We start from the raw sequence: 14,159 nt of genomic DNA, 5'->3' as shown, positions 1-14,159 counted from the left end.
GCTAAATACGTAGCACAAGTAGAAAAATTCGATGCAGCTTATGCGAAGTTCAATGAAGTTCTTAATAAAACTAACACTGAACAAACTAAGAAACAAATTGAAAAATTGAAAAAAGAAGGTAAAAAAGGCTATGCGGCAGCAATGGAATCTACACTTCGCTTGACTACTCTTGTGGAAAACTTAGAACAAGCTCCACAAAAAGCGGATAAAGCAGCTGTAGAAAAAGAACTTACTGAAATTCAAACATTGCTTAAGAGCATAAATAATGATCGTGGTGAAGTACTAGTAGATAATTATAACTCCGTAATCGGTGCTATTCGTCAAGTACTTGCAGACCCTAACGAAAATAACCTTAACGGTATGATTCAATATTTCAATAGCTATATTGAAACGTATAACAATACAACTCCAGATCAATTCGATGGTAAATAATCGGATACAATTAGTGAGAATATAATGGTTATAAAAAACAGAGCTCCTTTAGGAGCTCTGTTTTTTGTTATATATCTGAAAGGCTTTTGTCTCAGTTAAATAATTTTTTTAAATATTTTTAATTCCAATAGGCGTATAATATGATATACTAAAAAAGAGCCGCTCACGGGTTGAGCGGCTTTTCTATGTAAATTTTAAATATACAGTTAGATATATATAATATCAGTATGGGGGGACATATGAACTGGAAACGCTTGGCTTTATGCGCAATGTTGGGGATTACAGTGCTTGGTACAACAGCATGTGGTACAAAAAGTGGGGAGCAACCACAAGGTAATACTGTGAAAGCAGAAACTGTGGCGATGCCTAATTTTACGAATGCGCCGATTGCTGATGAATACGCTATTTTTGATACAAATTATGGTCAGTTTAAGGTTCGTTTGTTAGGCTCTAAAGCTCCGATTACGGTTAAAAATTTTGACTACCTCGTAAAAAAAGGCTTCTATAACGGTGTTACATTCCACCGTGTAATTGAAGGTTTTATGATTCAAGGTGGGGATCCAGACGGTACGGGTGCCGGGGGTCCTGGTTATACAATTCCTGATGAATTTTCTAATGATTTACATTTCAATAAAATGGGTGTTCTTGCCATGGCTAACCGTGGTCCTAACACTGGGGGCTCTCAATTTTTCATTACCTTGGGTCCTACGGATTGGTTAGATAATAAACACACTATTTTTGGTACTGTTGTACAAGGGATGGACGTAGTCGAAAAAATCGGCAAGGTTAAGACTGGTCGTAATGATAAACCAGTTGAACCAGTAATCATCAATTCCATTATATTGGAACCGATTACTGATGATGCTAAAAATGGCAAATAAGAAAAGTACTTCTCGAGAGTCTCTTACTGGTGAATGCCCATCTACACAAGAGGTACAAGGTATAATTGTAGATTGTGATGCAATCTTGAACGACGCTAGTAATCAAGGCGATGAATCAGAAGAAATGCACTATATTTATTTAGTGCGTTGCTCTGATGATTCTTTGTATTGTGGATGGACTACCGATCTTAAACGTCGGATGGATGCTCATAATGGACATATTCCTGGAGGTGCGAAGTATACTCGCGGCCGTCGTCCTGTGGCCTTGGTATATGCTGAAAGCTTTCACGAAAAACAAGCGGCACAACGTAGAGAATATGCCATTAAACAGATGACAAAGCCTAAGAAATTGAGGCTCATTAAGGGTGCAAAATAGTCCTTGAATATGGTATAATATGATGATTAATTACTACCATGGAGGTTGAAGAATGAAGCGGGTTCTAGTGTCCGTAAAAAGTGTACAACGAGATATGGACGGCAAGGATACCGTAGTGGAACTGATTTCCCCAGGTACGTCATACGAAAAGGGTAATGCCCAGTATGTGCGTTATGAAGAGTCCAGTGTGACTGGCTTAGATGGGGTAAAGACAACCATTAAAATTCAAGATGACTCTATTGTGTTGCTCCGAACAGGGGCTGTAAATATGCGTCATCAATACGCCCGTGGTGAAGAGCGTGAATCTGTGTATGAAACACCGTATGGTGATTTACACATGGCCGTAAATACTCATGAATTAACAGTAGACTTTCACGAAGGCGTAGGTCATGTTCATTTAGGATATGATATTTCCGTCGAAGGTGAATGGCAATTTTATAATCAGTTAGATATAGACGTGCGGGAGGATACAGAGCATGAACATGAAGGAAATCCTGAAATCGGGGATTGAACAGGCATTACAAGATACGATTAACAGCGGTGGTTTACCAGCTGGGGAATATCCAGAAATCGTTCTCGAAGTGCCACCTCAAAAAGAATTCGGTGATTTTTCCACAAACATCGCTATGCAATCCGCTCGTGTAGCTCGTCAAAACCCTCGCGCTATTGCAGAGGCTTTGATTAGCCATATGAACTTTGATTGGCTTGAACGTGCCGAGGTTGCTGGTGCAGGTTTCATTAACTTTTTCTTGAAATCTGACATGGTATACGATACGTTGAAAGCCATTTTGAATGCTGGTACTGAGTATGGTGTTCAACCATTGCGTGTGCGCGATACGATTCAAGTAGAGTACGTAAGTGCGAACCCCACAGGCCCTTTGCATGTTGGTCATGGTCGCGGTGCTGCGTACGGTAGTGCTCTTGTGAACTTGTTGCGTGCAGCGGGTTACAATGTACAATCCGAGTACTATATCAATGATGCGGGTAACCAAATCGACAACATGGCTATTTCCATTGAGTACCGTTTCCAAGAGTTACAAGGAGCTACATTAGTATTTCCGCCTAAATGCAATGAAGATGGTTCCATGCCTGAGTTCGATATTTCAGAAGGGGCATTAGTGTTCCCTGAAAATGGCTATCGTGGTCCAGATATTATTGAAACGGCAAAAGCTATTGCAGAACGTGAAGGCTTTGAAAAATTAAATGCTATGACTGAAGCTGATCGCGTAGCATTGTTCAAGGAAGAGGGCTTAAAAGAAAAATTAGCTCGCCTAGAGGAAACTTTAAGAAACTTCCGCGTTACATTCGATCATTGGTTCTCTGAACGTACAGTTCACGAAACTGAGGAAATTTACCATTCCATAGAGGCCTTGAAGGTTCTTGGCAAAGTATATGAAAAAGATGGTGCCTTATGGCTTAAATCTACTGATTATGGGGATGATAAAGACCGCGTTGTTATTCGTGATAACGGGGTTCCTACATATTTGGCGGCAGATATTGCATATCATCGCAATAAATTTGATCGTGGCTTTAAAGAAATGATTGATATTTGGGGCGCTGACCACCATGGTTATGTATGCCGTGTAAAAGCTGCTATGGCTGCTTTTGGTTATGACCCAGATCAATTAACAGTTTTGTTATTACAGATGGTAGCATTGTTCCGCGATGGGGAACTAGTTAAATTGTCTAAACGTAGCGGTGATAGCGTTACATTGGATGAATTAATCGATGAAGTTGGTGTAGATGCGTCTCGTTACTTCTTCTTGATGCGTTCCTTGGATAGCCAACTTGATTTCGATATTAATTTGGCAAAATCTCGCAGTAATGACAATCCAGTGTATTATATCCAATATGCTCATGCTCGTATTCATAGCATTTACAACCAAGTGCGTGAAGCCGGCATCGCATTTGGTGATTATAGTGACACTGATTTCACAACGCTTACAAGTGAAATGGAATTAGAATTAATTAAGAAATTAGCTGAATATCCAGAAGAGGTAGTTCAAGCTGCTGAACATCGTGCACCTCATCGTATTGCTCGGTACTTATACGATTTGGCAAGCATGTTCCATTCATTCTACCGTCAAGGTCGTATCATTGGCGTAGATCCAGCGTTGCAACAAGCTCGTCTTGGTTTAATCACAGCGATTGCCCTCGTTCTTCGTCAAGGCTTGGGTATTTTAGGTATTTCCGCTCCGGAAAAAATGTAATAGGTGGGAGGCATCATGGCAACTAAGTATATTTTCGTAACTGGCGGCGTTGTTTCTTCTCTTGGGAAGGGGATTACAGCAGCATCTTTGGGTCGCTTACTAAAAAACCGCGGTTTCAATGTAACGATTCAAAAATTTGATCCATACATTAATATCGACCCTGGTACGATGAGCCCTTACCAACATGGTGAAGTATTCGTAACAGATGACGGAGCCGAAACGGACCTTGATTTGGGTCATTATGAACGCTTTATCGATATTAACCTTAGCAAACGGTCTAATATTACAGCTGGTAAAGTATATTGGTCTGTAATCAATAAAGAACGTAAAGGTGATTACTTGGGTAGCACTGTACAAGTAATTCCACACATTACAAACGAAATTAAACAAAACGTATATCGCGTAGGTAAAGAGGATAACGCTGATGTAGTTATTACTGAAATCGGTGGTACAGTAGGTGATATTGAAAGCTTGCCATTCATGGAAGCCATCCGCCAAGTGAAAAAAGAAGTAGGCCGTAATGACGTACTTTATATTCATGTTACATTGGTACCATACATCAATGCTGCAGGTGAGTTGAAAACTAAACCTACACAACATAGCGTAAAAGAATTGCGCAGCATCGGTATACAACCAGATATCTTGGTATGCCGTAGCGAAAAACATATCTCTGACGATATGAAAGAAAAACTTGCTTTGTTCTGCGACGTAGAAACTGAAGCAGTTATTGAAAACCAAACTTGTAGCTCCATCTATGAAGTGCCATTGATGATGCAAGACCAAGGCCTTGACGATATTGTTATCAAAAAATTAGGCCTTGAAGATCGTCCTTGCGATATGACTGCATGGAAAGAAATGGTTCATAAAATCTTGAATCCTAGCAAAGATATTACAGTTGCTATTGTTGGTAAATATGTAGCATTGCATGATGCGTATTTATCCGTAGTTGAAGCTCTAGATCATGCTGGTATTGCTACAGGTACTAAAGTAAATATTCGTTGGATTGATTCCGAAGAACTTGATGATACATCTGTAGATCCTAAAGAGGTGTTTGATGGTGTTGAAGGTATCATCGTGCCTGGTGGCTTTGGTTCTCGTGGTGTAGAAGGTAAAATCCGCACAATCCAATACGCTCGTGAAAATAATATTCCATACCTCGGCCTATGCCTTGGTATGCAATCTGCAGTAATGGAATTTGCTCGCAATGTATGCGGCATGGAAGGTGCTACATCTAGCGAATTTGATGAAAGCGCAAAATATAAAGTAATTGACTTGATGAGTGATCAAGTTGATGTAGATAAAAAAGGCGGTACAATGCGCCTAGGTATCTACCCATGCAAAGTGGAAGCCGGTACGAAAACTCACGAAGCTTATGGGGAAGATTTGATTTATGAACGTCATCGCCATCGCTATGAGTTCAACAATGAATACCGTCAACAATTGACCGATGCAGGGCTTGTGATTTCCGGTACATCTCCAGATGGCCGCCTTGTTGAAAGCATTGAAGTAAAAAACCATCCATTCTTCATCGCTACACAAGCGCATCCAGAACTTAAATCTCGCCCAAATAATGCACATCCATTATTCCGTGGTTTAGTAGATGCAATCTTAGAACTTAAAAAATAGATTAAAGCGATGGGATCTATTTTATCTATTATAGGTTTATTTATATTAGCTGCACTCAAACTAGAGCAGTTTGTATATGGTAAATCGGGAAAAGAACAATCTACAACTGGTCATATAGCACGGAGAGGGCTTGCTAATATAGCGGGTTTAATCGCTTTTGATCACGCTACTGTGAACAGTAAGTCTGTTGTAGTACGTAAAAAGAAGAAAGATGCTCAGAAATGAGCATCTTTCTTTTTTTTTGCCTACATCGAAAAAAGCTGGAAAAATATATCGATAAATTTAAAAATAACGCTTGCAATATTGAATGATATTTGTTATTATATAGACAAAGATAGATATAGGTGTGGTGTTAAGTACACCAATACTAATAAATTGTTAAAATTTGGAACTCAAATAAGGAGGACATAACATGTCTATTATCGGTAAACAACTTCCTGAATTTACACTTGATGCTTTCAAAAAACCTGAATTGGTAAAAGTTAGCACTGCAGACGTGTTGGGTAAATGGTCTGTATTCGTATTCTATCCAGCAGACTTCACATTCGTATGCCCTACTGAGTTGGAAGACGTACAAAACTCCTATGCAGAGTTGAAAGAATTGGGTTGCGAAGTTTACTCCGTATCTTGTGACTCCGAATTCGTTCACAAAGCATGGTCTGATGCTTCTCCAAGCATCAACAAAATCGAGTACTACATGTTAGCTGACAAAAAACATGAATTGGCTGACTTCTTCGATGTATTCCAAGAAGAATCCGCTATGGCTTACCGTGGTACATTCGTAGTAGACCCTGAAGGTTTCGTACGCACAGCAGAAATCCATGACATGGGTATCGGTCGTTCCGCTGAAGAATTGGTTCGTAAAGTACAAGCTGCTCAATTCGTAGCTAAGCATGGCGACCAAGTGTGCCCTGCACGTTGGAAACCAGGTAAAGACACTTTAAAACCAGGTCTTGATCTTGTAGGTAAAATCTAATTAAGAAACCTATACTTAAATGCTAGAGCAATCGGGATAACTCCTCAAATGACAAATACGGGCGCGCATCGTTTTCCTGACGATACGGTAAGTCCCAATACCAGATGAACCCTCTCCAATTCATCATGGTAAACCTCATATAACAAACTACAAACTATACGCAAAAGGACTGGCCTTCGGGCTGGTCCTTTTGTGTTGCTTATATCCCTTTATAAAAGTAGGAAATAAGTTCTTGCATTTTTGCCATGAGTGGGCTATAATGAAATTAATTCCTATTAATATGCAGGGTTTTATAAATATAGTATAAAAGTGCTTTAAACATGGGCTGTGTTAGCACTCACTTTTACAAAGAAAGGCAAGATATATGAGGATTTCCACAAAAGGTCGTTATGCATTGATGGTTCTCATCGATTTGGCAGAGCAAGGGCAAGATAAACCAGTTTCCTTACGATCTGTGGCAGAACGACAAGGCATATCTGAAAAATACCTAGAAGGTATTGTAGCTCGTTTAGGTGCTGCTAACCTAGTGGATAGTATTCGCGGTAAATATGGCGGCTATCGATTGTCTAAAAGCCCTAAAGAGTACACAATTATTGAAATTTTGCTTGCTACTGAGGAATCGATGGCTATCATATCTACCCTTGATGAAGGGGTGAGTACTGATACAGTAATCAACGAACGTACCGTTGGTTTCTGGGCAGGATTGCAAAACTATATTCATGATTATTTAGAAAACGTAACCCTTCAAGATGTAATTGATGGAACTTACGCTAAACTTGATACAAAATATGATAATTGGGATGGTTCTATTTAATAAGGAGTGACCACTATGTCTAAAATCGCAAAATCTTTTGTTGAATTAATCGGTAAAACACCATTATTGGCAGCTACACGTTTTGGTGCTAAATTTGGTGCAGAAGCAAACATCTTAGCTAAATTGGAATACTTTAACCCAGGTGGTTCTGTAAAAGATCGTATCGCAGCAGCAATCATTCAAGCAGCTGTTGAGTCTGGTGAATTACAACCTGGTGGTACTATTGTAGAAGCTACATCTGGTAATACAGGTATCGGCTTATCTGCTGTAGGTGCTGCACTTGGTTATAAAGTTGTAATTGTAATGCCTGAAACCATGTCCATTGAACGCCGTAAATTGATGCTCGGCTATGGTGCTCAACTCGTATTGACTGATGGCTCTCTTGGTATGAAAGGCGCTATTGCAAAAGCTAAAGAAATTGTAACAGCTACAGCTGGTGCGATTGAAGCAGGTCAGTTTGTAAATCAAGCTAACCCAACAATTCACTACAGAACAACTGGTCCTGAAATCTGGCAAGATACTGATGGTGCCGTAGATCTCTACGTATCTGGTGTTGGTACAGGTGGTACATTGACAGGTGCAGGTCGCTATTTGAAAGAACAAAATCCTGGTGTACATGTAGTTGCTGTAGAGCCATTAGATTCTCCTGTATTGTCTAACGGTAAACCAGGTCCTCATAAAATCCAAGGCTTAGGTGCTGGCTTCATTCCAGATACATTGGATACTAATATTTACGATGAAGTAATCCAAGTTTCTAACGAAGATGCTTTTGCTACATCTCAAGCTTTCGGTCATACAGAAGGGGTATTGGTAGGTATTTCCTCTGGTGCTGCACTTTGGGCCGCTAAAGAATTGGCAAAGCGTCCTGAAAATACAGGTAAAAATATCGTGGTAATCCTCCCTGATACAGGAGAACGCTACTTATCTACAGCTTTATTCCCTGAAATTTAATAGAATATGATTAGTGAAAGCATGAAAATTGCTTTCCTGATATAGCCAAAGCCCCTCGCTTAAAGGGGCTTTTTTCGTTAAAGTATTTGCATTGTAGTTTAGGTGAGCTCTATTTGTCGTGGTATTAGATGTACTGATTAGATAATGGCGAAGATGATTGATAATAGGAAGGGCACTTTCACAAGAAAATTTATAATTGAATACTCAAGAAAATCTATAATTGTATAAAAAAGGAGCTACTAGGTAGCTCCTTTAGTATTTTGGTATGTATTTAATTGTAATTATCTACCGTTTTTAACAATATTATCCATCCAGTTGAATAATTCTTCTAAATCGTAATCACCAGAATGATCTACATCAAATGGTGTTATCATATCTACTCTGTACCCAAGGTTTTGAGCACGCGTACCTACGATTAAAGGAATTGCAACAGATGTATTGCTGTCAGCTGTGCCGTAACGGATACGATAGAATCGTGCATTTGTCGCAGCTGGAGAACCGAGATAGTTCATTGGGTTCATCATAGTAACAATCTTAGCATTTTCTACGTATACATCTTGATTAGTAGTTGTATCGTGTAATGCAGCAGTAATTGTAAAGTGATTATTATCTGTAGTACTTGTACCAAATAGACTGTTTTCACCAGTATCATTGGAACGGGAGTCAAAGGCGCCTGACGCTTTAGAACGGCTTACAAAGTGGTTATATGCTTCCCAGTTAATGTCTTTGATAGTCCCTGTTTTATTATCACGTACAAGGTATGTATGTTTAGATAAATCAGTACCTTTAGCTTGTGCCTTGTTAGCCGCTGCAACGATAAATTCTTTTACATAATTTTTGAAAGTACCATTACCGTTCTTATCGAGTTTTAGAACACGACCTAAAGAGTCACGTAATTGTAAGTTATTTACGTAATCAGGGAAGTGTTCACTGAGCATTTTGGAGTATGCTAGATCGTCTGCATTCAAGTTTACACGTTGCATCGTGCGTTGTGGTGGAGCAGAGTTACCACCTACATTGGCTTGTGGTAATTCACCTGGGGACATAGTCACTTTATTGAAGGACGTAATGCCGTTATAGCTCCATTCGTAAGCCATATCTGCTGCATCAAGGTTAGTGATAGGGGCGTACGCAGAAACTGCGTATACATTCGTTGCCGCTGTAGCCGCACCTAATGCTTGTAAATATGGTTGGAAGTCGGAGCTGTTACCTGCAGCGCCTTGTAACAAGGATACCGCGCCGCCAGCACTTGTACCATTTGTGATAATACGGTTTGCATTACCTGGCATAGCGGAATCGTTGGCATGTAAGTAGGCTGTAGCCGCTTGTAAGTCAACGATAACTGCAGGTGCTTTACCGATGAAGTTGCCATCGGAGGCTTTGTTTGTACGGCCACGAGTAGATGGGGAAGCTACTACATAACCACGAGATAATGCGTAAAGAACGCTGTTAGGTTTGCCATTTTCTACTTTTGGAGTCATAGCTTGGCTTGGCATGTAACCACCTACCGCATTTGGCATGAAAATAGGGGCTGTTTGCGTATTGTAACCATTTACAGTGCCGTTGTTGAAGTATTCTTCTGGAACATAGAGGTTCATGTACTGCTGATCGATGTCGATTGGATTAGCCACGTAAGGGATATATTCGAAGGCGCGATATTTGATTTCCTTATTATCTACTGTAGTAGACATGGATTCGTAATTTTTCACGTCGAAGGCAAGGCTAATCTTTGCAGATGCATCGGCTTGCAATGGTGGATCCATTGGTTGGGAAAGAATATTCTTCTCTTCTGTTACAGGAGAGCCTTTTGTGGAGACTGTATTACGAGCATCTACATAAGATTGTGGTAATTTGCTCTCTTGAACTTGTTTAGTCTCAGCTTCAGATTTAGCTTTTGCCTCAGCTTGAGCTTTAGCAGCAGTTTCTGCATCTGCTTTAGCCTTAGCTTCGGCTTCAGCTTGTGCTTTGGCTGCAGCCTCAGCTTCTTCTTTTGCTAGTTGTTCAGCTGCTAAACGTTCTTGCTCCTCTTGGATTGCAGCTTGTCTTGCGAGTTCCGCTTGCTTAGCAGCAATACGTTCTTGTTCAGCCTTAATAGTAGCTTCGCGTTCAGCTCTAGCTTTTTCAGCCGCTACACGCTCTTGTTCAGCTTTTAAAGCTGCTTGACGTTGAGCTTCCGCTTGTATAGCAGCAATACGTTTTTGTTCAGCCTTAATAGCTGCTTCGCGTTCAGTTCTAGCTTTTTCAGCCGCTATACGCTCTTGTTCAGCTTTTAAAGTAGCTTGACGTTGAGCTTCAGCCTGTTGAGCTGTCATACGTTCTTGTTCGGCTCTAATAGCTGCTTGTCGTTCGGCTTCGGCTTTAGCGGCAGCTTCGGCACGTTGGCGAGCTGCTTCTTCAGCTGCTAAGTGTTCTTCTTCAGCTTGTTGAGCGAGGATACGCTCACGTTCAGCTTTTAAAGTAGCTTGACGTTGAGCTTCGGCTTGTTCAGCGGCAAGACGTTCTTGTTCGGCTCTAATAGCCGCTTGGCGTTGTGCCTCGACTTGTTGAGCGGCCATACGTTCCTGTTCAGCTCTAATAGCTGCTTGACGTTGGGCCTCGGCTTGTTGAGCGGCGATACGTTCCTGTTCAGCTCTTATAGCCGCTTGACGTTGAGCTTCGGCTTGTTGAGCGGCCATACGTTCTTGTTCGGCTCTTATAGCCGCTTGACGTTGAGCTTCAGCTTGTTGAGCTGCTGCCATACGCTCTTGTTCAGCGCGTAAAGCTTCTTGGCGTTGCGCCTCAGCTTGTTGAGCGGCCATACGTTCTTGTTCGGCTCTAATAGCCGCTTGGCGTTGCGCCTCAGCTTGTTGAGCAGCCGTACGTTCTTGCTCGGCTCTAATAGCTGCTTGACGTTGAGCCTCGGCTTGTTCAGCGGCGATACGTTCTTGTTCCGCTCTAATAGCAGCTTGACGTTGAGCCTCGGCCTGTTGAGCGGCGATACGTTCTTGTTCCGCTCTAATAGCTGCTTGACGTTGTGCCTCAGCTTGTTGAGCCGCCATGCGCTCTTGCTCAGCTTGTTGTAGGGCCATACGGCGTTGCTCTTCTTGGATGCGAATACGTTGTTGCTCTGCTGCTTGACGTTGTGCTTCTGCAATACGAGCTTGCTCGGCTTGTTGAGCTGCTTCTTCCGCGGCTAGTTGAGCTAAACGCTCACGCTCAGCACGTTGAATATCGCGAATTGTAAGCCTTTGTTTGGCTACCACGGCTTTTGTTACTGTAGTATTAGATACAGTTAATGGCGCTATAGATTCTTGTTGAATAACAACAGGCGTACGTTGTACTTGTGTAGTTTGTACTTGTTGCTTACCATCTACTGGTTTTTCTACCGTAACAGGTTCAGTTTTTCGCTGTACATTTATCAAGCTGTGCATTGCTAATGTAGGTTCCATGACAGCCTTTGTATCTTTATTGACAACATACTGAGGTTGAGTTTGAACCTGTTGTTGAGATTGCATTGGTATTACTTGTTGCGGTACTGCTTGCAATGGTGTAGCTTGTTGAGTTTGTACAGGGCTAACCGTTGCTGGTTGCATCACGTAGGATGGTTGAGGTTGTGCCATCGGTGGTGTTTGTTGTTGTACAATGGTGGCCGGTTGTGGTGTAGTTGGTAAGACTGGCTGAGTTGCCATTGGTTTCACGACTGGAGTTGCTACACTTGTAGTACTCTGTGTCGTTGATTCAGCACTGGTACTCGTACCTACTAAATCATTCATGTTAAGTGTAGGCTCTGCATGGGCAACACAACCCAACGCAGCTACGGCAAGAAATGCAGCAGTAACCTTACAATTTTTGGATGACTTCATGAATTAGCTCTCCGAACTAGATTTCTAATAATAATTTATAATTTTAAAGTTAATTAATATTTATATAGTTTAACATAAATCGATGTAATTGTACAATTTTGAGGATTTGCTTCCACTTTTGAAAGTAGTTTTGATAATGAATTATAAAATAATATTAATTATTTTTGAATATAAGAAAAGGACTAGAGCACGTATATTTTTGAACTATACCTCCTAAATTATGTCCAATTTTAGGTCAGTTCAGAACACGTATATTCTAGTCCTTTTACTATATCTATTGGTGTGATACTAGCTTTCACCATCGATAAGAGTCAATAATCAATTAGTCGCTAAATGTTAACTATTAGTTACTAACCGCTAATCGTCAAAACTCATCATAAACAATCAAAAATCAATAATTTATTAATTCTCAATAATCAATAATCAATAATCAATAATCAGCCATCAATCATATATAAGTTATAAGCTATAATTGATAGTTAATTTTATGATCTATTTAGCGATACTATTTTTTAAACTTGGCTTTACAAGTGCTAAGATGAAGCAAGCTACAATGGAACCTATTGCGATGGATGCAAGATAAAGAAGTGGATTACCAATTGTTGGTACTACGAAGATACCACCATGTGGAGCGCGTAGTGTGCATTCGAAGAACATGGATAATGCACCAGCTGTACCAGCACCGATAATGCAAGCTGGCAATACGCGAACTGGATCAGCCGCTGCAAATGGGATAGCCCCTTCTGTGATGAAGGAAAGGCCCATGATGTAGTTTGTGATACCAGATTTGCGTTCAGCCTCTGTGAAGCGGCTAGGGAAGAATGTAGTACAAAGAGCGATTGCCAATGGAGGAACCATACCTCCTGCCATTACAGCCGCCATGATACCGTATTCACCAGTCGCAAGTGCACCAGTACCGATAACATAAGCCGCTTTGTTTACAGGGCCACCCATATCAACGGACATCATAGCACCAAAGATAAGACCTAACAATACGCGGCTAGTTGTGCCCATGGATTGCAAGGAGTCCATTAACCAGTGATTAAGTGCGGATACAGGAGGATTGATGATAAAGGTAATAGCGATACCGATGAACAATACGCCAAGTACAGGGTAGAAGAGAACCGGTTTTGTACCTTCTAATGCTTGAGGCAAACCAGATACTAATTTCTTAACTAATAATACTAAATAACCTGCTGCGAAACCGGCAATCAATGCGCCTAGAAAACCAGAGCCACCTTGGTTAGCTAATAAGCCACCAACGAAACCAGCTACAAGACCTGGACGGTCCGCAATACTCATAGCGATGTAACCCGCTAATACTGGTAGCATGAAGCCAAAGGAAGCGCCACCGATTTGCATTAAGAAAGCCGCAAGAGGTGTACCAGAACCAAAGTTTTTAGGATTCGCTGGATCGAATGCGTCGAATAAGAAGGCGAGGGCAATCAAGATACCGCCACCGATAACAAACGGTAACATGTGAGAAACGCCGTTCATCAAATGCTTGTAGATTTGGCGACCTACGCTGTCAGATGCGCTAGCTGCAATCTCAGCAGCTTCGCGGTCTGCTGCAGATGCTTGGTATACAGGTGCTGTACCCGCCATAGCTTCACGCAATAATTCTTCAGCTTTATTAATGCCATTTGCTACCTTAGTTTGAATTATAGGTTTACCGTCAAAGCGTGCCATTTCTACTTGACGATCGGAAGCTACGATAATGCATTTAGCATGGGCAATTTCTTCTGCTGTAAGAGCATTCTTAACGCCAGAGGCACCGTTCTTTTCTACTTTTAAGGAGATGCCCATTTCTTTGGCCTTGCGTTCTAAAGATTCAGCAGCCATGTAGGTATGTGCGATGCCAGTAGGACAGCCTGTAACAGCTAGTACATCATAATGCGGGTTATCTACAGAAATCTTAGGTGCAACCTTTTCAATTGCTTCTGTAGCCTTCGCTTCGATAGCACCAGTAATACCGGTTGCTTTTTGATCCTCTGCTGTTTTGATAAACCCTTCTACAGATGGATCAAAGTTGCCTTGCTCTTTAGCTGTTA

The 14,159-nt window shown here is 41.1% G+C and carries 11 protein-coding genes and 1 pseudogene; 10 read left to right on the top strand and 2 right to left on the bottom strand.

Features of this window, described 5'->3' with window-relative positions; all coding sequences use genetic code 11:
* The 10 genes and pseudogenes from Q0507_RS09125 to cysK form a co-directional block, all read left to right on the top strand.
* A pseudogene (locus Q0507_RS09125) lies at positions 1-432 on the top strand (hypothetical protein); the annotation flags it as partial.
* A gap of 239 nt (positions 433-671) precedes the next feature.
* A complete protein-coding gene (locus tag Q0507_RS09120; protein WP_298715251.1) occupies positions 672-1,313 on the top strand; it encodes a peptidylprolyl isomerase in 642 nt (213 codons plus the stop codon).
* A 124-nt stretch (positions 1,314-1,437) separates the two neighbouring features.
* Positions 1,438-1,689 (top strand): GIY-YIG nuclease family protein, encoded by a 252-nt coding sequence (locus Q0507_RS09115; protein ID WP_298715253.1) that lies wholly within the window; start codon positions 1,438-1,440, stop codon positions 1,687-1,689.
* Between the two features lie 52 nt (positions 1,690-1,741).
* Complete coding sequence (locus Q0507_RS09110; RefSeq protein WP_298715249.1) at positions 1,742-2,200, top strand: DUF1934 domain-containing protein; 459 nt, start codon at positions 1,742-1,744, stop codon at positions 2,198-2,200.
* Entirely contained in the window at positions 2,166-3,899 is a 1,734-nt protein-coding gene (gene argS / locus Q0507_RS09105) for an arginine--tRNA ligase (protein ID WP_298715246.1), read from the top strand. The genes Q0507_RS09110 and argS overlap by 35 nt, the downstream gene beginning before the upstream one ends.
* A 15-nt stretch (positions 3,900-3,914) precedes the next feature.
* On the top strand, positions 3,915-5,525 hold the full coding sequence (locus tag Q0507_RS09100) for a CTP synthase (protein ID WP_298715244.1): 1,611 nt from the start codon (positions 3,915-3,917) through the stop codon (positions 5,523-5,525).
* A gap of 9 nt (positions 5,526-5,534) precedes the next feature.
* Entirely contained in the window at positions 5,535-5,750 is a 216-nt protein-coding gene (locus Q0507_RS09095) for a hypothetical protein (RefSeq protein ID WP_004698120.1), read from the top strand.
* A 187-nt stretch (positions 5,751-5,937) separates the two neighbouring features.
* Positions 5,938-6,501, top strand: a complete 564-nt coding sequence (gene ahpC, locus Q0507_RS09090) for an alkyl hydroperoxide reductase subunit C (RefSeq protein ID WP_004695016.1) — start codon at positions 5,938-5,940, stop codon at positions 6,499-6,501.
* A 364-nt stretch (positions 6,502-6,865) separates the two neighbouring features.
* Positions 6,866-7,315 (top strand): Rrf2 family transcriptional regulator, encoded by a 450-nt coding sequence (locus tag Q0507_RS09085; RefSeq protein ID WP_004698292.1) that lies wholly within the window; start codon positions 6,866-6,868, stop codon positions 7,313-7,315.
* Between the two features lie 15 nt (positions 7,316-7,330).
* Positions 7,331-8,266 carry a cysteine synthase A gene (gene cysK / locus Q0507_RS09080; protein ID WP_298715241.1) on the top strand — a complete coding sequence of 312 codons (936 nt, stop codon included), beginning with the start codon at positions 7,331-7,333 and terminating at the stop codon, positions 8,264-8,266.
* Positions 8,267-8,547: 281 nt separating this feature from the next.
* Here the strand turns inward: cysK and Q0507_RS09075 are convergent, their stop codons facing one another.
* Positions 8,548-12,108 (bottom strand): subtype B tannase, encoded by a 3,561-nt coding sequence (locus Q0507_RS09075; protein WP_298715238.1) that lies wholly within the window; start codon positions 12,106-12,108, stop codon positions 8,548-8,550.
* Between the two features lie 492 nt (positions 12,109-12,600).
* A partial coding sequence (locus tag Q0507_RS09070; RefSeq protein ID WP_298715237.1) for a PTS fructose transporter subunit IIC occupies positions 12,601-14,159 on the bottom strand: 1,559 nt, incomplete at its 5' end.

This window comes from uncultured Veillonella sp. (assembly GCF_938010505.1).
In the GTDB taxonomy this organism is placed as follows: Bacteria; Bacillota; Negativicutes; order Veillonellales; family Veillonellaceae; genus Veillonella.
This window is presented reverse-complemented; position numbering and strand designations above follow the sequence as displayed.

Coding starts and splice junctions, on each gene's coding strand:
- Q0507_RS09120 (WP_298715251.1), top strand. CDS start 672: ATGAACTGGAAACGCTTGGCTTTATGCGCAATGTTGGGGATTACAGTG.
- Q0507_RS09115 (WP_298715253.1), top strand. CDS start 1,438: ATGCACTATATTTATTTAGTGCGTTGCTCTGATGATTCTTTGTATTGT.
- Q0507_RS09110 (WP_298715249.1), top strand. CDS start 1,742: ATGAAGCGGGTTCTAGTGTCCGTAAAAAGTGTACAACGAGATATGGAC.
- argS (WP_298715246.1), top strand. CDS start 2,166: ATGAACATGAAGGAAATCCTGAAATCGGGGATTGAACAGGCATTACAA.
- Q0507_RS09100 (WP_298715244.1), top strand. CDS start 3,915: ATGGCAACTAAGTATATTTTCGTAACTGGCGGCGTTGTTTCTTCTCTT.
- Q0507_RS09095 (WP_004698120.1), top strand. CDS start 5,535: ATGGGATCTATTTTATCTATTATAGGTTTATTTATATTAGCTGCACTC.
- ahpC (WP_004695016.1), top strand. CDS start 5,938: ATGTCTATTATCGGTAAACAACTTCCTGAATTTACACTTGATGCTTTC.
- Q0507_RS09085 (WP_004698292.1), top strand. CDS start 6,866: ATGAGGATTTCCACAAAAGGTCGTTATGCATTGATGGTTCTCATCGAT.
- cysK (WP_298715241.1), top strand. CDS start 7,331: ATGTCTAAAATCGCAAAATCTTTTGTTGAATTAATCGGTAAAACACCA.
- Q0507_RS09075 (WP_298715238.1), bottom strand. CDS start 12,108: ATGAAGTCATCCAAAAATTGTAAGGTTACTGCTGCATTTCTTGCCGTA.